Here is a 19,759-nt window from a genome sequence, read left to right as displayed (position 1 = left end):
CTGCTCGGAAGTTTCATTGAGCGCATTCAGAGCCTGGATTAAAGGGAAGAGTACAAAAACAAGGCTAATAATTAATGACAATGGGATCTTTTTTCTCATTTTCTGCCCACACCTTTTTGATATAAAATTGATACTGGTGCTGGATTTCGTCTGCCGCGAATTTTTTAAAGCGCTCATATAAGCCTACGCAATTAATAATGACCGTTTTATTATTAATTTCCGAAGACTTTTCCATTGCCCTAAACAAGTACCCGAACCCGTTGGAGTAACGGCCTTTGCTCAAGTAATATTTAGCGAGTTCATACCAGAAGCGTGTGGCTTGTTCCGGAATGACCTGTTGCGTGTAAATATCGGTCGAGGTTGGCTGCTGTTCATAGGACAGGATGGCATCATTAAACTGGCCCAGGATATGATCGACGTCGATATTGTAAAGGTTGGCTGCCTCCACAATGTTCAGGAGCTCTGAAAATATTTCTTTTTTACCCTCAATATATTCTACATACTTGGGAAGTATGCTGATATCCCCCATCATTAATCTGTTTACATAGGTATTGACCTGCGCCCAGTGCTGAAAAAGGCCCTTCCAATGCACTGTTTCAGGGTCTGTTTCCTCCACCCAGCTCAAATCCGCATAGGCATAGGTAAATTGCAGTGCCTGCTTGTAATCTTTCCTTGCGTCACAAACGGCGGCTCTCAACAAATTAGCGTAAGCAATATACACAAATAATGGTCTGGACATTTTTTTGCTTTCCCTGCCGTTTTTTCGAGTCTGCCGTTGTTCCAGATTATATTGAATCTGTGCCTTATGTCCCATTTGCTGTGCCAGCTCATTTACTTTATCCCACTGCCGCAAAGAGCGGTATGTATTTACCAAATCCTTTAGCGCATCGAGCTGATCTGTCTCGTCAAGACGGTCTACATATGGCTCAAACTGATGGGCAACGAGCAAATTCAGTGCCTGGTCGCCTCCCAATTTAAGGCTAAACAGACGGTACTGGCAGAAAGCAAGCCGCTCCGAATACTGGCTTCTCTCGTTTGCGGCCACACATTCAAATAAAAGGATGGCCGCTTCTTTTTTTCCCTCTTGAAAAAACACCTCCGCCATTTCAAACAGCAGGGGGGAATAAAGCAAATTGTCCATTAATAACTTCAGAGCCTGCCGGATGCACCCAAGCTTGTTCAACTCGGCACAGCGGTACATAAAGGGTCTGATTCTGCGCCAGTTCGGAGAAGCTTCATTTAAATATTCCTGTATATATTGTTCATAGAAGTAACCTTCAGGCAAGGCAAGCGTAGCGGTGATCCGGTCCAATTGATTGACGGCCATCACCCGGTTACCGTTCAAAATGGCACTCATGGTGCCAGGGTTTAAACCTGACAATTTGCCAAACTGGGTAATATTCAGGCCGTGCTGTTTTATATAATCCTCCATTTCGGAGCGAATCGTGGTTGTATCATTCAAATAAACCACCCCTGATAAAAATTGCTATTATGTTACAAATATAACCATTTATTTCTTGTTGGTCAAATGTTTTTTGGGAGTTCGCAAGCATCTACATTTCAGGAGAATTTAAAATTTGATCCACCGGAAACGGTGGATCAATCATATAGGCGAAGCTACATATCGGATTGAAGTGCAAGAATAATGGCGGTTAGCCCGAAGCAAATATTGAGCAGACAGAGAAAAACGAGTGTCTGGGTCTGATTTAGTCCTATTGCAAGCAGCCGGTAGTGAGCCTGCGAGGCATCGGCTTTATAGATTGGTTTTTGCTGGATCAATCTGCGGATGATCACGATGACATTGTCCAGTATCGGAACTCCCAGAGCAAAAATCGGGATGAACAGGGAAGCGAGGGTGGCCCCCTTGAAAGCCCCGTCCAAAGCGATAATGCCTAGCATGAAGCCAAGGAATGTAGCACCGGCATCACCCATGAATACACGGGCCGGCGGTTTGTTATAGCGGAGATACCCAATTGCAGAACCGACGAGAATGACCGACATCAGTGCTGATTCGCTTTGTCCCATCGTCAGGGCTACAATAAAGAGGGTGCCACCTGAAATGGCGGACAGGCCGCCTGCCAGGCCATCAATCCCGTCGGAAAAATTAATGACTGTCGTCACGCCGAAAATCCACAAAATGGTCAGGATAAGCTGCAGCCATTCCGGGAGGCTGATATAATGTCCGTTGAAAGGATTGGTGAAGCCTTCAAAAGCGATGCCTGAAAAATAAACAATAAGTGCAGCGGCCACCTGAACGATCATTTTGGGCAAGGAGGCCAGCTCTTTTCCACGGGTTTTGTACCAGTCATCCAGCATGCCGATGCCGAGAATGAGCAGGCTTCCACAGAAAATGGCCGCAGATTTGTCAGTCAGCCCGGCACCTGTAAAGCCGGCAGAAATAAAATAGGTGGCAAAAAAACCGATAAAGATAGCGATTCCGGCAGTAAGCGGTATCGGCTCACGATGGATCTTCCGCTCCAGATCAGGACGGGGTTTGTCAACAAAATCAATCTTAATGGCTAATTTACGAAGGGGAGGGATCAGCAGTATGACCAGCAGACAAGACAGCATGGCAGAAACCAGCAGTAACATATCGGTCCTCCTAGATAGTGTTCGAGAATGCAATGAAGATTGCCTAAAGCTGATTATATGACGATACGGGCAATCTAGCAAACTTGATATAAACAATCCACGAAAGCGAGGGGATTATCGGAAATTAACAGTTGACGGTGAAGTGTAAAAATCATTTAATTAAGTAAATATACAAAAAATGTGCATGATACAGCTAGATTGTATTTGAATACCCACAGAGATGAACCGCAAAGTGTAGGTGGCCTCTTATGCCAATCAATTCACTAAGATAGGAGTGGAGATCATGTTTTTATGGAACGGTAGACTTGTGCAGGAAGATGAAATTCAGGTCTCTTACCTGGACCGCGGCTACTATTTCGGTGACGGTATTTACGAAGTGTTCCGGATTTATGACGGCAAGCTGTTTGAGAAGCAGGCCCATCTGAACAGGCTGTTCCAAAGCTTGCGCGAAGTGAGAATCACACTGCCATGGAGCGAAGCGGAGCTGTCCGCTATGGTGGATTCTCTGGCCGAAACGTTTGGGAAGAAGGACGGAATTCTGTACCTGCAGATTACGCGTGGCGCAGCGAAGCGGTCGCATTTGCTTCCCGAATCCGCCGAGCCGAGTATGCTCGGTTACTGTGAAGAAGTTGTGCGTCCTGTTGAGCAACTTAAAAAAGGCATTAACACGATTACACTGGACGATGAAAGATGGCATAAGTGTCATATTAAATCCCTGAATCTATTGGCCAATACGCTGGCACGGCAGGAGGCGGCGGATGCAGGTGCGGAAGAAGCCATTCTGGTTCGTGACGGGCGGGTAACGGAATGCACGGCTTCCAATGTGATGATCGTCAAGAAGGGTGTAATTATTACACATCCGAACGGCCCTTTGATCCTGGACGGAATTACGAAGCAAGTGGTGGAACGGCTCGCGAAGCTGAGCGGCATTCCGTACCGGAATGCAGGATTTACCCTCGAAGAACTGATGGACGCCGATGAGGTGTTCGTGACAAGCACGACCAAGGAAGTGATGCCGGTCACGATGATCAATGGCATCAAGGTTGGCTCCGGAATTCCGGGTGTCATTACCCAACTGTTGCAGCATGGATTTGAGCAAAAATTCAAGCCGGCTGCTGCAGCAGAGCTGCTCGGCTGAATGAAAAAACCTCGTTCTCTGTACCTTGGACGTCTGTCTTGTACCTGGAACGAGGTTTTTGCATTTATTCGCTTTCCCGCTAATCCAGCCTGGCTGCCAATATCCCCAAGTGCTCCTTCAGCGCAAGCCCCATATTGGACATCGCCCCCGCAGAGGGGGACAGTCTGCCAGCATACATCTTCATCGGCCGGCTCACCAGATAGTCGGTCGGATACGGCTGCACCGTAACGCCAGCCTTCTCAAATTGCAGAACCGCCCGGGTCATATGGAAGCCGGAGGTTACGAGCACAGGCCGGGACAACCCTTTCTCCCGCAAAAGGGCTGCCGTATTCTGCGCATTCTGCTCCGTATTGAGCGACCGGTTCTCGATCAGAATGCTGCTGTCCGGGATGCCCATCCCGAGCAGTTGCCGGCGGGCGATGTCCCCTTCATTGCCGTTATCCGCAAAGACCTGGCCTCCCGAGAACAAAACGGGCAACCCTGTCTGTTCATGCAGCCGCACCGCGGTGATGAGACGGTTGGCCGCCGAGCCGTACATATTGCCTTCCCCGTCCACATCCGGCGTCCCGGATGCGGCGCCTCCGCCCAGGACGACAATGACGTCGCCCTGCACGGCGGAAGGCTGCGGATAATCATTTTCCAGCCCGGCAATCAGGGCGTCTCCCACCAAATTGGTGGAGGATAAATAGAAGAGAAGCGTAATCGTCAGCAGAATCGACGCCGCTTTACGCTCCCGCCTCCATCGCCATAACCATACCACAAACGCCAGCAGCAGCAGCACGAACAGCCCGGGAGGCAGAACGAAGCTGTATGCGAATTTGATGACATAAATCAATGAATCTACCGCCTTTAATATGTATTTGTCGCATGTATTGTAACATAGCATCCGGAAATGAGGACAAAAAACAGCTGCTACCGGCAAATGCGGTATAGCTGTTTTTAACTTTTTCCATGGAGGTATTACTTAAGCTCCTTTTCAACAATCGTCTGCATTATGCCTCTGTAACGTTCTCTCTGCGCCGGGGATGCCAAGTCCCGAATGATCTCGAACAGGGCGGCACATTTTCTGAATTTACTATGATCCTTCATTTTCTCAGCCGCTTCCAGAACGATCAAAATGCTTTCCGCCGCAGCACCTTGTTCATCCCGGCCGATTTGGTATTTGGCCAGCTCCAGCAGGAAGGAATGGTAATAGGCCAGTTTGACGGCCTCTTCTGTATGGCCGAATTCCCGGATTTGTTCGGAGAATTGCTCCAGAATGGCGTCAATGTTCAATCCATGCTTATGGGCGGCCTCCACAATCGTGGTCAGGCCGGGCAGCATCTCAGAAGGATTTTCCTGCAGAAAGCGGACGTAATCTCCAAGCACCTCCGTTTGTCCGGAAAGCATATTGATTTCAAACAGATTAGCTTTGGCTTTGAAGCGATAGTATTCTACTTCTTCACGGCCATGATCGTCAAGGCCCTCGAACCGGCCCAACTCGGCATATTCTGCAATGCATACCAGGGCTTGATCGTATTGCTGCAGCTTTTTCAGAGCTTGTCCTTTCATCATATGACCATAACCGTAGTAAGAAACTAAAGGTTTTGTACGGCTCGACCTCAATGTGTCGGCTTGGTTAAGGGAAACAAGGGAGAGCAAGTCTTCAGACAGCTCTATGATCTTGTCCCAGTTTTCGAATGAAAAAGCCATGTTCAGCATATTTACAAGGGTGTCCAGATCTTCTATTCCGGAACGGTTGCTCTTGTCCACATGTTTTTCCTCCCTTAGTTTCCGGATACAAGAAGTATAAAAGAAGTTTATAATTCAATCAATATATGGAGAATACAATAAAATTAGTAATTTAGACCAAGTTAATTTTTTCCAAACGCCAAATGGAAATAGAAAGCCCTATGATTAAAGTTCCATTGTACCGGGTGTAACCGTCATGTCCTAAAAAACAGCCCGGCAGCATACATACATAGCAGAGGAGGGGAGAGGATGGATATAAAAGTGAAGCGGTATTATCTGCTGAAGCAGCGGCAGAAGGAGACGGAGAAGGAACTGGCGGCCCTGCGCGAAGAAATCACCGCATACTGCCAAAACCGTGGAATCAGTGAGCTCGAGTCGGGCGGGTATACATTGAAGTTGGTGCAGAAGAATAACAAGGAGTATGACGATGAAAAGTTGTATGAAGTGCTGTCCGACCCTGAGGTCTGGCGTCTGCTGTCCAAAGCGGATCCGGCGAAAATCTCAAGCCTGCTCAAGCTGAAGGTCATTTCGGAGGAAACGATCCGTCCTGCCGTGTCGTTAAAGCCGGTGCAGATGCTGCTGGTCGATAAAAAATGAAATATCCCTTCCACACTTTTCTAAAAGTGCGTGTTCAAAAAGTCAGGTTTTCAGCACCAAGAAGGTTGGATGAAGCTAGGGACTGAGGAGCGGAGCGTACGTTTTGTGTACGTGAGCACCGGAAGGCCCGGCTGAATTCAAGATTCGATGTCGAGTCCGCTTCCTGACTTCCTTCGTGATCAAAAGATGACTTTTTGAACTACCTCTAAAAAGCGGCAGCGGCGTCTGCCGTTTTTTTGTGTTCTCGCCATGTGTAAAAAACGGCACTGCAATTCTGTTGGAAATTAGCTACAATAGATTAGGATATCCATTTTCTTGAAAAAGAAGGCGGATTCATATATTTGACAAAACAGGCCGCTCAAGGCGGGCGTTTCTGCGAGATTGCAAGCATGGAAGGATGAAGCATACATGATCCGTTTTAAATTCAGATATATGCTGAAAAACAAACAAACCCGGTTAATTCTGCTGCTCACTTTATGCGTATCCCTGCTGATTACGCTGATTGGGCTGGGGTCGTACGCCCGCTACCGTGAAGGTCTGGATACCGATCTGAATGCGCCTAACGTGGAGCTGCTGCAAATTAATATGGATGTTACGAACCGTGCTTTCCGGGAGGCAGACGAGAAGGCCGTGGATTTGTCCTACCGCCCGGAAATGATGTCATATCTGAATGCTGCTGCTTCCGGGAAGCGGACTGAGGCTGCTGAGGTTCAACAGCTGCTGGCAAGCGTCGCAGCGGACAAAAAAGTTCAATCGGTGACGGTAGCCGATTTTGCCGATCAATCCGTGGTCTCCAGCGACTTTGGCTACAAGGCGAAATGGGAGGAAGCGCCGGATGCCTCGTGGACGGCATGGGTTCAGGATATCGAGAACCGCCCGCTGCTGATCAAGCGGAGATGGCTAGGTTCTGAAGCGGGGGATAGCGGCACCGAGCTGCTGAGCATTGTCAGGCCGGTGATGGCGGATGGCAAGGCGGCAGGGGCGGTTATCGTCAATCTGGATTACGATCTGTTTTTCTCGCAAATGTATACGCACCTGTCCAGCCAGCAGTATGTATATAACCTGGACGGAGAGCTGATCTATCCGAAGCTGAACACAGGTGTTCAGCCGTCCGACATGGACGCGGTTATAGAGGAGCTTGATGTCAGCCCGTTCAGCTATGTAAAGGTACAGGGCCAGGAATATATGGCCAACCAGACCTTCTCGGACGTGACCGGCTGGAGGCTGGTGTCTCTGGTGCCGATGGACCATTTGCTCAAAAATGTCAAGCTGGCGAGAAACATGATGCTGTTCCTGTCCCTGGTCTCGATCATCGTGGGCTGTTCGGCTATTTACTACTATAATTATGCGGCTTTCCGGCCTTTGCGCAGAATTCACCAGCTGTTGAATCCGGCTTCCGGCGGAAGCCCCCAGGGCAATTTGTATGATCTGGAGCCTGTGATCGGCAAATGGGTGGGGGAATTCCAGCGCAGGACATTCGTGGCGGAAAGAAGCCTGCCTGAGCTGAGGAGCAAGTATATCCAGGATATACTGAACCGCTGCATTGGGATGAAGGAGGTCCGTACGAAATGGAGCCATTATTTTCATGATTGGAGCGCAGGTCCGCTGACTGTCATGGTGGTGTCCATTGACCGGTACTGGCAGTGGGCTGCTTCTTTTATGGAGGAAGACAGGATGCTGCTCAAATATGCTCTGCAAAATATTATGGAAGAGGTGCTCGCTCCGGCCTGGAGGACGGTATGCATAACGGCGAAGAAGGACAGCTTTGTGGTGCTGCTGCAGTCGAAGGATGGTGCGGCCGGGGCCGGGGAACTGCGGTTGGATGCGGAGAAGCTGATAGAAACTGTCAACAGGCATCTGAAATTGTCCGTCTCCACAGCTATTGGCCCGGAGGTGCAGGATATTTTCGCTTTGGAGCAGTCGTATGCTGCTGCACGCAAGATTCTTGCTTACAGGCTGTACGAAGGCTATGGGCGGATGCGCGAGCATGCGGCTTGGGATAACCATATGAACGCCGGCATGGAGGAAGCCTGGTCAGCCGAGATCATTCAGGCTTTGCAGACCAGGGACAGCAGTGTGAACGCAGTGCTGGTGGCGAAATGGGCTTCCCTCATCCGGGAGCATGGTGTAGAACCGGAGCAGGTCTACAGGGCGGCGGATCATATTTTGGAGGAAATTCTGGACATCACTGCCGCCCGCAGCATGGACCCGCCTGAGGAAATCAACAACTATAACTGGAGCCAGGTGCAGACGATGGATCTGGCGGACATTGAGCAAATGCTGTGCCAGGTTACCGCCAAAGTCGCGGAACAGTTTCAGGTTCACAGCCATACAAAGGAGTACAAGCGTGTACAGGATATGATTCAGTACATGGAAGAACATATGCAGGAAAATATCGGATTGCAGGATATCGCCGCACATGTCGGGATGAGTGTGTCATCTGTCAGCAGTATGTTCAAAGAACAAACCGGATCGACCGTATATGACTACCTGACCCATTTGCGTATCGAAAAAGCATGTGAGCTGCTCACGGAAAGCAACTACAAAATTGCCAGCATCGCCAGTATGGTCGGCTATCAGAATGAAAACAGCTTTATTCGTGTATTCCGTAAAATCAAAGCGGTTACCCCGGGCAAATTCCGGGAAAGCAGCAAATCTGCCAACAGATATGCAGATCCGCCAAAATCGCGCTACTCCGGCATTATTGAAGATAGTTAAGCAGATTGAACGATGGATCGGCCCCTCACCCTGGATTACACTGTGGAGGGTCAAGCCGGGCGACGGCCGCATACGTGAAGAAAAGAGGGATGACGTGAAAAGCAGAAGAAGGCGGAGCTGGGCAGCACTCGCAGCGGCGGCTGTGGTGCTGGCAGGGGTTTGGTTCTTAACCTTTCAAGGGAACGGTTGGACTTTGAAGGCGGAGCAACGCAGTACGGCTGCCTTTCCCAACAAACCGGTCACACTGGTCGTCCCGTATGCTGCCGGCGGCGGAACAGACATTATGGCGAGAGCACTCGCAAAAGCGGCGGAAAAGCATCTCGGTCAGCCGGTTGTCGTCGTGAACCGGACAGGTGGAGGAGGCGCCATCGGATTAATGGAAGGTGCGGATGCCAAAGCGGACGGCTATACCATCACCTGCATGGTAACGGAGCTGACGATTCTGCCCCATCTCGGGTTGCTTCCGATCACCTATGAGCAATTCAAGCCGATTGCGCAGATTAATCATGATCCATCCGCCATCACCGTACGGGCGGACGCGCCGTGGAAGACGGCGGCTGAATTCCTGGATTACGCCAAGGCCCATCCCGGTGAAATCAAAATGGGCAATGCGGGAACAGGGAGCATATGGCATCTGGCTGCAGCGACGTTGGAAAAAGAAAGCGGTCTTGCGTTCACGCATATTCCGTATGAGGGAGCGGGGCCAGCGGTATCGGCGCTCCTGAGCGGGTTTGTGGATGCAGTGCCTGTAAGTCCGGCAGAGGTGAAAACCTACGTGCAACAGGGGAAGCTGCGTACGCTGGCAATTAATGATACCGTCTCTTCGAAAGCGCTTCCGGGAGTTCCGACCCTGAAGGAGGCCACCGGGCTGGATGTCACCTTCGCAGGAACCTGGAGGGGACTTGCGGTGCCGAAAGGCACACCCGACGAGGTCACGGATGTATTGACGCAAGCTTTTATGAACGCAGTCGAAGATCCGGAATTCAAGGAACAGATGGAAGAGAACGGATTGGGATTGCTGGTGAAAGACGGTGAAGGTTTCGGCCGCCAGCTGAAAGAAAATCATGATATGTTAGCACAGCTGATACGAGAGCTTGGATTGAGCCGAAAATGAGAGCGCTTTAATTCGTGTGATGGCTAAAAGAAAGGTATGGTATGGATGAAAATTAAAAAAAGTATTGAGAAAATTCCTGGAGGAATGATGCTGGTTCCCCTGTTCATTGGCGCCCTTGTGCATACATTTTGGGCTGGTGCAGGTGAGTATTTCGGGTCATTTACCAATGGACTGATGACAGGCACGGTGCCGATTCTGGCCGTATGGTTTTTCTGCATGGGGGCGTCCATTGATGTGCGCGCAACAGGCACGGTACTCAGAAAATCGGGTACACTCGTATTGACCAAAATTGCTGTCGCCTGGGTTGTGGCGATGATTGCCTCGAGCTTCCTGCCGGAGGGAGGTATCCAGACCGGATTTTTCGCGGGATTATCCATTTTGGCACTGGTTTCGGCCATGGATATGACCAATGGGGGACTGTATGCTTCCATTATGCAGCAGTACGGCTCCAAGGAGGAAGCGGGCGCGTTTGTGCTGATGTCGCTGGAATCCGGCCCGCTCGTTACGATGATCATTTTGGGCAGCACAGGACTTGCTGTGTTTGAGCCGCAAACCTTTGTTGGCGCTGTTCTGCCTTTCCTGATCGGTTTCCTGCTGGGCAACCTGGATCTTGATTTTCGTGAATTTTTCGGTAAGGCAACGCATACGCTGATTCCATTCTTCGGCTTTGCGCTTGGCTGTACCATTGATCTGGGTGTGATCCTCCAGACAGGCCTGCTCGGAATTCTGCTGGGGATTGCAGTCATTATCATTACAGGCATTCCGCTCATGCTGGCTGACAAATTTATCGGCGGCGGCAACGGAACCGCCGGCCTTGCGGCTTCCAGCACAGCAGGCGCGGCCGTGGCGAATCCGGTTATCGTGGCCAATATGAAGCCTGAATTTCTGCCTGCGGCCCAATCCGCTACCGCGCTCGTTGCAGCCTGCGTGATCGTCACTTCCATTCTGGTGCCGATCCTGACCGCTTATTGGGCCAAATTCCAAAATAAAAACGGGAAGCCCAACATTACCGGGTCCGGCGAACTGCCTCTGCAGGAGGCCAAAGCCTAGGACAGGGAGCCGTTCCTTTTTTTCATGGAATAGACACAAACAAAAACAAAACAACACAAACAAATATAATCTTATTGACTCTCACTACATCCGGCAGTACGCTAAAGGTGCAAATCATAATGAACAGGAGCAATCCAAAATACACTTTGATCAAGGAGTGGAGTTCATGAGCACCTTAGGCATGCAAAAAGGCGAAACCGCCGTTCCCGGTCTTGACATCCCGTTTGTCCGCGAAATGGCCGAGCTGACCCGGGATATGTGGAGATTCGGCTGGGATGAACGGAACGGCGGCAATGTCAGCTGGATTCTCGATGAAGATACGGTTGCAAAATATATGGATATTCATCAAGTGCAGCGCACCATCAAGCTTGCGTTCCCGGTGCATGAGCTGGCAGGCACCTATTTCATCGTGACAGGCTCAGGCAAATACTTCAAAAATGTGATCAGGGACCCGGAGGCCAATCTGGGCGTACTGCGGGTCGCGGCGGACGGGGAACATATCGAGCTTGTGTGGGGACTTCGGGGCGAAGCTGTGCCGACAAGCGAGCTTGCCTCCCATTTTATGAGTCATATCGAACGTCTGCAGGTGGACCCGCAGCACCGGGCAGTTATTCATAATCATGCGACCCATGTGGTTGCCATGAGTTTTGTGCATGAATTAAATGAGAAAAAATTCACAAAAACACTGTGGGAAATGTGTACAGAGTGCATTGTCGTTTTTCCCGAGGGCCTGGGCATTATTCCCTGGATGGTACCAGGTTCCGGCAGCATTGGCCGCGCGACAGCTGACAAAATGAAGCAGCACCGGGCGGTGCTATGGCCGCATCACGGGATATTCGGAACGGGGAGCACCCTGGATGAAGCGTTCGGATTGATTGAAACGATTGAGAAGGCTGCGCAAATCTACATGCTGATAGCCGGTAAAGACATCAGGCAGAGAATAACGGACGAAGAGCTGGCCGCTCTGGCCAAGACTTTCGAGGTAACACCGTGTGCGGGGATTTTAAGTGTTTGATTATAGTGGCTGCAATTTTGGGACTCTTTAGCCTACAGGCTATAGAGTCTTTTTTAAGGTCTTTCTTCTTTGAATGTACGTCGAAAGGGGATTTTCTTATATTTATGAATAATTTTTTCAAACAGATCTTCCGATATATATGTCATGCCTTCATAAAGGCTCGTATTGGACTCAAATCAAAGGAGACATCATATGAAACCACAAAGCAAGGTCAGAAGGCGTTTCGCTTTATCAAGTCTTTCACTTCGAGTCAAGCTGCCGCTGTACATCAGCGTTCTGTTGGTCATTGCACTGACGGTGTCAGGTGTGGTGATGTATCTGTTCGGAGCAAAGATGCTGCTGGATAAGAGCATGGACGAGGTCAAGGCCAACGCTGACAGGATCGGTGAAAATATTTATTCCATCGTGAAGCTGGAGCAGCAGTCCACATTCATAGCTTCAAATAATAAAATGCTTAAAGATCTGCTGATCGACCGCAGTGAGGGTGCACCGGATGAACAGTTTTTCTCTCAGGACAATGAGCTTATTACGGAAGCCAACAGCCTGTTGCTTGCGAACCTTGAGAGAAGCCTGGGCATTCAGGTGATGGCGCTTATCGACACGAAGGGTACGGTGGTCGCTTCCAGCAGTCCTGATTCGGTGAAGGGAGACCGCTCCGATCGTGAGTACTTTAAGGAGGCACTTAAAGGAGAGCCTGTCATCAGCGATGCGCTCATATCCAAAACGACTGGGAAACTAGGGGTTACGTTCGCACAACCCATTAAAGGGGACGACGGCAGTGTCCTGGGTGTATTGAGCAGTTCGATAGATACGTCGATGTTTGTGGACATGCTGCAGGGCATTCAGATCAACAACGAAGGCCACATTTTTGTCACCAGCCGCGACGCCACGGTTGTATATGACTCCAAGGATGAATCCCTTGCCGGAAAGGTGCTGGAAGCCCCGGAATATGCCAATGCGCTGAGCTTACAGCCTTCCCGGGATCTTCAGACAGGCGAGATCACCAATCGTGAAAAATACATTCGTTATTCCAAAGTTCCCGGCGCCGATTGGACGGTTTTTGTCGAAGACAGCTTCAGTGATATTATCCGACCGCTTGTGAAGCTGTTGCAGGATATGGTTATCGTAATACTAGCTGCTGTTGCGGCTGCTGGCATTGCGGGGATTTTTCTTTCCCGTGCCATTACGCTCCCTATTGTTCGTATTAAAGAATTATTCCAAAAGCAGGCGGAAGGAGATCTGACCATTCGGGCGGAAGGCAGCTTCAAAAGTGAATTCCGTGATCTGGCGGACAGTTTTAACGTAATGGCGGAAAATAACAGGCAGCTGATCGGGCATATGAACCGTTCGATTGAAGTGTTAAACAGCAACACGAAACAGCTGGAGGAAACCTCCAGGCAAACGGCGGTATCTATAAAAGAAACATCGATTGCTACGATGGAAATATCCCAGGCCATGGAATCCCAGTCGCAAAATACAGAGCATATGGTGGGCCAATTTACGGAGCTTGGCAACAAAATGGTCTCGATCAGCCATAGCTCGGAAGCAATCAGGGAAAGAGCGGCTTCCATCATGAATGTGTTCCATGCCAATCACGAAATTATTGAATCTCTGATTGAAGTTAACCATAGAAATGAACGGGAAGTAAGCAACATTTCCGCCATTACTTCCATGCTTGCCGAAAGCTCCGCCCAAATTGGCAGGATTACGGGAGCTATCAATGAAATCGCAGCCCAGACCAATCTGCTTGCTTTGAATGCCTCGATTGAAGCTGCACGGGCCGGGGAGCATGGACGCGGCTTTGCGGTAGTGGCCGATGAGATCCGCAAGCTTGCGGAACAATCCTCACGGCAGGCAGGGGAGATCGAGGGTATTATCCGGCAAGCCCTTGTTCAGGTGGAGAAAAGCAATCAGAGTGTGGGCGAAATTCAGAATATTGCCGGTTTACAGGATGAGTTTGTTGAAAAAACCAGGGATTCATTTCAGCATATTATAGAGGATGTGACAGATATTACGGGCCGGATTCAAACGATGGCACAGGAAATTACAACCATGAATCACAGCAAGGACGAACTGCTGGAATCCGCCCATAGCCTGTCCGCTGCCGGACAGGAAGTATCCGCATCGGCTGAAGAAGTGACGGCAACTGCTCAGGAGCAGTCCTCCATGGTGGATCAGCTGGCGGTGATGGTGGAAAGCATAGAGCAGCTGACAAGTGCATTGGCCACATCCGCCTCCCGCTTCAAGGTGGAGTGACTTCGCTAAATCAGAGCATCCTGCAGACTCTCTGACTATGAAAAAGCCTGAAACTCACTGAAAATATGAGTTTCAGGCTTTTGTGATTTAGGCCCATGGGATTAAATTATTTTCCTGACAATTGAAGAAATTTCAGTCCAAAACAGTGACATAAGACCTGGCGAGGAATATAATTAGATCCAAGTGTAAAATGTCGAAATCAGGCGGATAAAGGCGGTTATTCCCTTGGATTTGGAGAAATTGAAGAAGCTGCTGCTGGATTACAGCCGTGATCCGGGGCGCATCATTTGGGGAGAGGTGTTTCAGCTGTTTCACCTTGCCAAGAAGTTCACGCAGCCTCTATATGATCTGGACCCTGCGGGAGATATTATCTACGATCCTGCCAGGAGATTGTTTATCGTCAGGGCTTTGGAGGTACATATACATCTCAAGGATTATGAACTGGTCGATGCCGTGCTTTATCAGGGCAGGTTCCGGCCTAAAAAATAAGTATTTACATCCGCTGATGAGCTGACTACAATCTTCTAAAACAAATGCGAGCCCAATGGAGGAAAAAATGAAGCATCTAATTTCATCGGAACAATTTACTGCCGACCTTCTTCATGAACTGTTCGTACTGGCTGACCAAATGAAAAGCCATCCAAGGGATTTTGACGATGTACTCAAGCACAAAGTGGTTGCTACCCTGTTTTATGAACCGAGCACACGTACACGCCTCTCTTTCGAATCTGCGGTACAGCGGCTCGGAGCCAAATTGATCAGCACGGAGAATGCCAGGGAAATGTCTTCGGCGATTAAAGGCGAGAACATTTTGGATTCCATACGGGTTGTGCAGGGGTACTGTGATGCGATCATCCTTCGCCACTATGAAAATGACGCTGCCCGCAAAGCCACTGAAGTGGCAAGGGTGCCTGTCATCAATGCGGGCGGGGGCACCGGAGAGCACCCCACGCAGGCGCTGCTGGATTTATATACGATTCACAGCTTCAAGAAAAGAATCTCCGGCACCAAAGTCGCGGTTCTCGGTGATTTGAAAAATGGACGAACCATCCATTCCCTGCTGAAGGGACTGGCTCTGTACAGCGATATCGAGGTATACGGTCTGAGCCGCAAGGGGCTGGAGCTGCCGGACGAATATATTCATTATTTAAAAGACCGCGGCATAACCTACCATGCGCTCTCTTCCCTGGAGGATATTCCCGTGTTCGTCGATGTGCTGTATCATACACGAACCCAGACGGAGCGGATGAACGGAGAGCAGGCAGGCTCGGGAGAGATCATTATCGACCAGGCGGCCATGAACCGCTTTTCCGATCAGTCGCTGCTCATGCATCCCCTGCCGAGGAATCAGGAGATTGCGCAGGAGCTGGACTCTGATCCTCGGGCCATTTATTTCAGGCAAAGCGAAAACGGCCTGTTTATCCGAATGGCTCTGCTTTATTTACTTCTCGGTGCTACAGTTGGCAGATGAAGTCAAGAAAATGCGTGAGGAAGAGTGGAATGAAATGGACAGTTACCCAATAACCAAGAGATAAAAACGGCTATGTCTGATAGTCGTTTTTTGCATTTAGAACATTCGTTCGCTGACAAATTATTGTCAATCCGCTATGATATATTGTTTTATAGAGCGGTAATAGGAGTTGATTGAGGTGGAACAAAAGCTTCATCCGAATGTTATTTATTATTGGAATATTATGTATATCCTACATACGTTTAAATGGATACTTATCTGCAGCATGCCTTTGATTATCCGGGCAGTTTGGTTGCCAGCCTGGGGATGGTTAACGATGATTTCCTGCCTGGCGGTACTATTTTTCTTTATCAGGGGGCTCACCTTTGTTTGTTACGGGGTCCATAAAAAATACTCCCGCAGAAGCTATGTCCTCGGTGACGATGAAATCATGATTCGATGGGGGAATGCGTGGTCGGACAACTCTTCCATTATTCCGATTAGCCGGGTGCAGCATGTGGATCAAGAACAAGATATGCTTGCTAAAAAACTGGGTTTATCTGAGCTAACCATCACAACGGCAGGAGATCATCATTTTATTATGGGACTGGCAGAGGAGGACGCTGTTCGGCTGCGTAGACAAATCATCGAATTGTCCAAATTAGACGAAAAGGATGCTTATTATGATTAAACGGCATCATCCCGTTACAGTTGTCTATAAAATATACAGTCAAATCCGTTATTTGATTATTCCCTTTGCCGCGTTTCTGTTAAATGAGATTCGAGCTGGGACAGGGCAACAAGCTTATTGGGTATATATCGCAGCAACAATGTACGGTGTTGTAGCTGGAGTTTGGTCGATCCTGTCTTGGTATAAAGAAACCTATCAATTGGATCATAAGGTACTACATATCACAAAAGGTGTCTTTACTGTAACACAGAGAACGATACCACTGATGAAAATTAATAATATACAAATCGAGCAAAGCTGGATTTATCGGCTGCTTGGGATCGCTAATGTCGAACTGCAAACGAGTGATTCCAATGCTCATGCTGCTGCTCACTTGGTTACATCTGGGAAAATGGCGGATTTACTCAAGAGGTCAATCGGACTCGCCGAAAACCGAAGTATGATCCCTGTGCTAAGAGAACATTACGTTACCAAAAAAGAAATTTTGATGCTGTCCATGAGTTCGAATACATTCTGGCTGGGACTTCCCGTCACGATCGCCGTCATTCAACATGTGTGGGGTTGGTTATATCCTACGCCGGAAGAAGAACAAGTCAGCTTTATCGAATGGTTTGGGAAGGAAACTTGGAGTGGGGTAACCTTGGATGAAAGCATCAAAGTGGTGCTGTATCTGTTGATTTTCTTGGGGATATGCGTAATGGTTACTTGGTTATTCTCCATAGGGATGGCACAATTTCGGTACAGAGGTTGGCATATTTCAAGAAACGGAGACGTGATTTCCATTCATCATGGGTGGATGGGGCGAAAATCGGTGCAAATCCAAGCGAAACGAATCCAATCCCTTCGAATCAAAAAACTGATGTTTGGGCGTTTGTACGGATATGCATCCGTTTGTATGGATTGCGTCGGTTACCATGGGGAACGGAGAGTGAAATTGCTTATCCCTTCTATCCGAACATCGGAATTAGCGGGCGTGTTGAACTGGCTGACACCCGAGTTTCAGCTTAGAACTCCAAAGCGAGCTTTACACCAGAACGCAAAATTTGTTGCGGCGATTCCAATCTTATCGTTGCTTCTACTGAGTATCCTTGTTGGTTGTTATTTTACCTTATGGTTTTTGACAACCGTTCCCGTATTGTATTTAGTCTATAGATATAAAAAGTACATCTATGACCAGACAAAATGGGATATCTGTGCGAATTTGTTTGTTTTACGCAAAGCCGGCATCAATCAGACAACCGTGTATCTCTTGCGTGAATCCACAGAGTCCATAAATATAAGACAATCATGGTGGCAGCGGTTGCTTCACCTATATCAGCTGAAAATGGACATCTATTCTCCGGCGAACGCACGGGAATATCGTATGCCGGGGGTTACCGAGCAAGACTGTGATGAGATTCTAGGATGGTATAAGAATATTAAACGGGGGTGAATAGAATGACTTTCCCCCCATTTCCTGAAATGAACAGCATAACTGGCCTTTTTTGCATACGTACAGGCACGGATGGGCAGGTGCCCACATACAATGAACAGACCGCAAAAATGATACGAAAGGCCGGTATCAGGCAAAAATTCAGGAGGTGTCATCCGTGCCCGGACTGTTTACCGCAATTGCCCTGTTTATCAAGGAACTGACGCTGCTTGTTTCGTATGTCAAAAACAATGCATTCCCCCAGCCGCTCAGCGAGCCGGAAGAAGCCAGACATTTAAAGCTGATGGCCGAAGGCAGCGCACATTCCCGTAATATGCTGATCGAGCATAATCTGCGCTTAGTGGCACATATCGTAAAAAAATTCGATAATACCGGCGAAGACCTGGAGGATCTGATCTCCATCGGCACCATTGGCCTCATCAAGGCCATCGAAAGCTTTCAAACCGGCAAAGGCACCAAATTGGCAACATTTGCGGCCAGATGTATCGAAAATGAAATCCTCATGCATTTGCGTTCCCTCAAGAAAACCCGCAAGGACGTGTCCTTGCATGATCCGATAGGGACTGACAAGGAAGGCAATGAAATTACACTGATCGATATCCTCGGCTCCGAGGATGATGATGTGATCAATACGGTGCAGCTCAAGATCGAGAAAAGTAAAATCTACCGTAACCTCGACATTCTCGATGACCGCGAGAAAGAAGTGGTGGTCGGGCGCTTCGGGCTGGAGACAGGCGGTGAGGAACGGACTCAGCGCGAAATCGCCAAGGAACTGGGCATCAGCCGCAGTTATGTGTCGCGGATCGAGAAGCGTGCGCTCATGAAGCTGTATCATGAGTTTTATAAGCAGAAGGGGTAAAAGCGAATATTACTTTACATAACAGGCGCACCGATAACGGTCGTCTGTTTTTGTATATTTATAAGCGTCAAACAGCCCCCATCATGTCCTCATGTTGTGGGCTGTTTGACATCATAGCGCTCAGTAACCTGATTCAATAGAGGTGAATACAAGCTTGGTCAAGCGATGAGGACATTGGAAATCCTAAAGTCATTTTCTCTCGAGGACTTTCGATAATGAGTCGTGTAGTTCTATGGTCTCCGGCTGTAAGAAACAAACTCTCCCAGTTTCGCAGCGAACGATTTTCCCCCGCGGAACGTTTGATTTTATTTCTCAATTGATTCTTGAAACAGAAGCCATACTTTCCAATCCTATCTTAGGTAAAGCTTATACAGAAGAAGATGGTCCATATGCAGGCATATACCGCATCGTTATAAAGAGGTTTAGGATTTACTTTGAGCAGTATAAGAGTGAGATTCTGATTGTTGCTATTTTGTTTCCTGGTGAGAAATAGAAAACCGGGCGACAGCTTGTTTGTTGCTCTGATTGTAAATTTAGGAGAAGGATACTTGAGCTTACTTCAGAGATTATGCTCCTAAGACATTGGAGCGGATCGATTCATCGGGTGAATCGGATATTGATCGAATTCTATTGATACTTCATTTAAGTAGTCTCCTTGCATAATCCTATAGGGACTGACAAAGAAGGCAATGAAATTACACTGATAGATATCCTCGGTTCCGAGGATGGTGACGGATCAATACAGTGCAGCTCAAAATCGAGAAAAGCAAAATCTACAGCAACCTCGGCCTTCTCGCCGACCGCAAGAAGGAAGTAATGATCGAATCTGGCGCTCATTGAAGCTACATCATGAGTTTTTTAGGCAGAAGGGGTAAGGAAATATGGTACGTTACCTACTTGAGAAGGATTATAATTTGTTAATTTTTTTGGTTAATAATATATAAATAGATAAGTGAACACCCGTTTTTAACTTCAGGGAAGCGGGTGTTTTTTTGGATTGTCAACAGTAAATCAGACAGCTTTTTTAAGGGCCTCTTGGCGGTACTGAACGGGTGTCATGTATCCCAGTGTTCCGTGAATGCGATGCTTGTTAAACCAGTTGACGTAATCGTATAG

The 19,759-nt window shown here is 48.5% G+C and carries 17 protein-coding genes and 1 pseudogene; 13 read left to right on the top strand and 5 right to left on the bottom strand.

Going from position 1 to position 19,759, the window contains the following annotated elements; all coding sequences use genetic code 11:
* Positions 1-64 precede the first annotated feature (64 nt).
* On the bottom strand, positions 65-1,462 hold the full coding sequence (locus tag ACE41H_RS13045) for a transcriptional regulator (protein WP_375355707.1): 1,398 nt from the start codon (positions 1,460-1,462) through the stop codon (positions 65-67).
* A 155-nt stretch (positions 1,463-1,617) separates the two neighbouring features.
* Positions 1,618-2,592 carry an MraY family glycosyltransferase gene (locus ACE41H_RS13040; protein WP_375355706.1) on the bottom strand — a complete coding sequence of 325 codons (975 nt, stop codon included), beginning with the start codon at positions 2,590-2,592 and terminating at the stop codon, positions 1,618-1,620.
* A gap of 283 nt (positions 2,593-2,875) precedes the next feature.
* Between ACE41H_RS13040 and dat the strand changes: the two genes are divergently transcribed.
* Positions 2,876-3,730, top strand: a complete 855-nt coding sequence (dat, locus tag ACE41H_RS13035) for a D-amino-acid transaminase (protein WP_375355705.1) — start codon at positions 2,876-2,878, stop codon at positions 3,728-3,730.
* 79 nt (positions 3,731-3,809) lie between these two features.
* Here dat and ACE41H_RS13030 read toward each other — a convergent pair whose 3' ends face one another.
* Complete coding sequence (locus tag ACE41H_RS13030) at positions 3,810-4,565, bottom strand: YdcF family protein (RefSeq protein WP_375355704.1); 756 nt, start codon at positions 4,563-4,565, stop codon at positions 3,810-3,812.
* Between the two features lie 125 nt (positions 4,566-4,690).
* Positions 4,691-5,482, bottom strand: coding sequence for a DNA-binding protein (locus ACE41H_RS13025; protein ID WP_375355703.1), 792 nt, complete (start codon positions 5,480-5,482; stop codon positions 4,691-4,693).
* Between the two features lie 228 nt (positions 5,483-5,710).
* On the opposite strand from ACE41H_RS13025, the gene ACE41H_RS13020 reads away from it, so the two are divergent.
* The 12 genes and pseudogenes from ACE41H_RS13020 to ACE41H_RS12965 all read left to right on the top strand — a co-directional run.
* A complete protein-coding gene (locus ACE41H_RS13020; protein WP_375355702.1) occupies positions 5,711-6,058 on the top strand; it encodes a hypothetical protein in 348 nt (115 codons plus the stop codon).
* A gap of 408 nt (positions 6,059-6,466) precedes the next feature.
* Positions 6,467-8,776, top strand: a complete 2,310-nt coding sequence (locus ACE41H_RS13015; protein WP_375355701.1) for a helix-turn-helix domain-containing protein — start codon at positions 6,467-6,469, stop codon at positions 8,774-8,776.
* Positions 8,777-8,969: 193 nt separating this feature from the next.
* Positions 8,970-9,890, top strand: coding sequence for a tripartite tricarboxylate transporter substrate binding protein (locus tag ACE41H_RS13010; RefSeq protein WP_375355855.1), 921 nt, complete (start codon positions 8,970-8,972; stop codon positions 9,888-9,890).
* 45 nt (positions 9,891-9,935) lie between these two features.
* Complete coding sequence (gene kdgT, locus ACE41H_RS13005; RefSeq protein WP_375355700.1) at positions 9,936-10,940, top strand: 2-keto-3-deoxygluconate transporter; 1,005 nt, start codon at positions 9,936-9,938, stop codon at positions 10,938-10,940.
* 166 nt (positions 10,941-11,106) lie between these two features.
* Positions 11,107-11,955 (top strand): rhamnulose-1-phosphate aldolase, encoded by an 849-nt coding sequence (gene rhaD / locus ACE41H_RS13000; RefSeq protein ID WP_375355699.1) that lies wholly within the window; start codon positions 11,107-11,109, stop codon positions 11,953-11,955.
* Between the two features lie 192 nt (positions 11,956-12,147).
* On the top strand, positions 12,148-14,211 hold the full coding sequence (locus ACE41H_RS12995) for a methyl-accepting chemotaxis protein (protein ID WP_375355698.1): 2,064 nt from the start codon (positions 12,148-12,150) through the stop codon (positions 14,209-14,211).
* 225 nt (positions 14,212-14,436) lie between these two features.
* The gene (locus ACE41H_RS12990) at positions 14,437-14,700 is read left to right on the top strand and encodes a hypothetical protein (protein ID WP_375355697.1); all 264 of its coding nucleotides are present in this window, start codon (positions 14,437-14,439) and stop codon (positions 14,698-14,700) included.
* A gap of 67 nt (positions 14,701-14,767) precedes the next feature.
* Positions 14,768-15,682, top strand: a complete 915-nt coding sequence (gene pyrB / locus ACE41H_RS12985) for an aspartate carbamoyltransferase (protein ID WP_375355696.1) — start codon at positions 14,768-14,770, stop codon at positions 15,680-15,682.
* A 178-nt stretch (positions 15,683-15,860) separates the two neighbouring features.
* On the top strand, positions 15,861-16,352 hold the full coding sequence (locus tag ACE41H_RS12980) for a PH domain-containing protein (protein WP_375355695.1): 492 nt from the start codon (positions 15,861-15,863) through the stop codon (positions 16,350-16,352).
* Entirely contained in the window at positions 16,345-17,784 is a 1,440-nt protein-coding gene (locus tag ACE41H_RS12975) for a PH domain-containing protein (RefSeq protein ID WP_375355694.1), read from the top strand. Before ACE41H_RS12980 ends, ACE41H_RS12975 begins: the two co-directional genes overlap by 8 nt.
* A gap of 157 nt (positions 17,785-17,941) precedes the next feature.
* Positions 17,942-18,643: an RNA polymerase sporulation sigma factor SigK gene (gene sigK, locus ACE41H_RS12970; RefSeq protein WP_375355693.1), complete on the top strand. Its 702-nt coding sequence runs from the start codon at positions 17,942-17,944 to the stop codon at positions 18,641-18,643.
* A 649-nt stretch (positions 18,644-19,292) separates the two neighbouring features.
* Positions 19,293-19,465, top strand: a pseudogene (locus ACE41H_RS12965) (RNA polymerase subunit sigma-70); the annotation flags it as partial.
* Positions 19,466-19,654: 189 nt separating this feature from the next.
* Here the strand turns inward: ACE41H_RS12965 and ACE41H_RS12960 are convergent.
* Positions 19,655-19,759, bottom strand: a 105-nt coding sequence (locus ACE41H_RS12960) for an IS3 family transposase (protein WP_375355854.1), incomplete at its 5' end; no start/stop codon positions are given.

Source organism: Paenibacillus enshidis, assembly GCF_042136365.1.
Classification (GTDB): domain Bacteria; phylum Bacillota; class Bacilli; order Paenibacillales; family Paenibacillaceae; genus Paenibacillus; species Paenibacillus enshidis.
This window is presented reverse-complemented; position numbering and strand designations above follow the sequence as displayed.

Bases quoted from the DNA above. Each gene is read 5' to 3' on its own strand.
- dat (WP_375355705.1), top strand. From the start codon at position 2,876: ATGTTTTTATGGAACGGTAGACTTGTGCAGGAAGATGAAATTCAGGTC.
- ACE41H_RS13020 (WP_375355702.1), top strand. From the start codon at position 5,711: ATGGATATAAAAGTGAAGCGGTATTATCTGCTGAAGCAGCGGCAGAAG.
- kdgT (WP_375355700.1), top strand. From the start codon at position 9,936: ATGAAAATTAAAAAAAGTATTGAGAAAATTCCTGGAGGAATGATGCTG.
- ACE41H_RS12975 (WP_375355694.1), top strand. From the start codon at position 16,345: ATGATTAAACGGCATCATCCCGTTACAGTTGTCTATAAAATATACAGT.
- rhaD (WP_375355699.1), top strand. From the start codon at position 11,107: ATGAGCACCTTAGGCATGCAAAAAGGCGAAACCGCCGTTCCCGGTCTT.
- pyrB (WP_375355696.1), top strand. From the start codon at position 14,768: ATGAAGCATCTAATTTCATCGGAACAATTTACTGCCGACCTTCTTCAT.
- ACE41H_RS13015 (WP_375355701.1), top strand. From the start codon at position 6,467: ATGATCCGTTTTAAATTCAGATATATGCTGAAAAACAAACAAACCCGG.
- ACE41H_RS13040 (WP_375355706.1), bottom strand. From the start codon at position 2,592: ATGTTACTGCTGGTTTCTGCCATGCTGTCTTGTCTGCTGGTCATACTG.
- ACE41H_RS12995 (WP_375355698.1), top strand. From the start codon at position 12,148: ATGAAACCACAAAGCAAGGTCAGAAGGCGTTTCGCTTTATCAAGTCTT.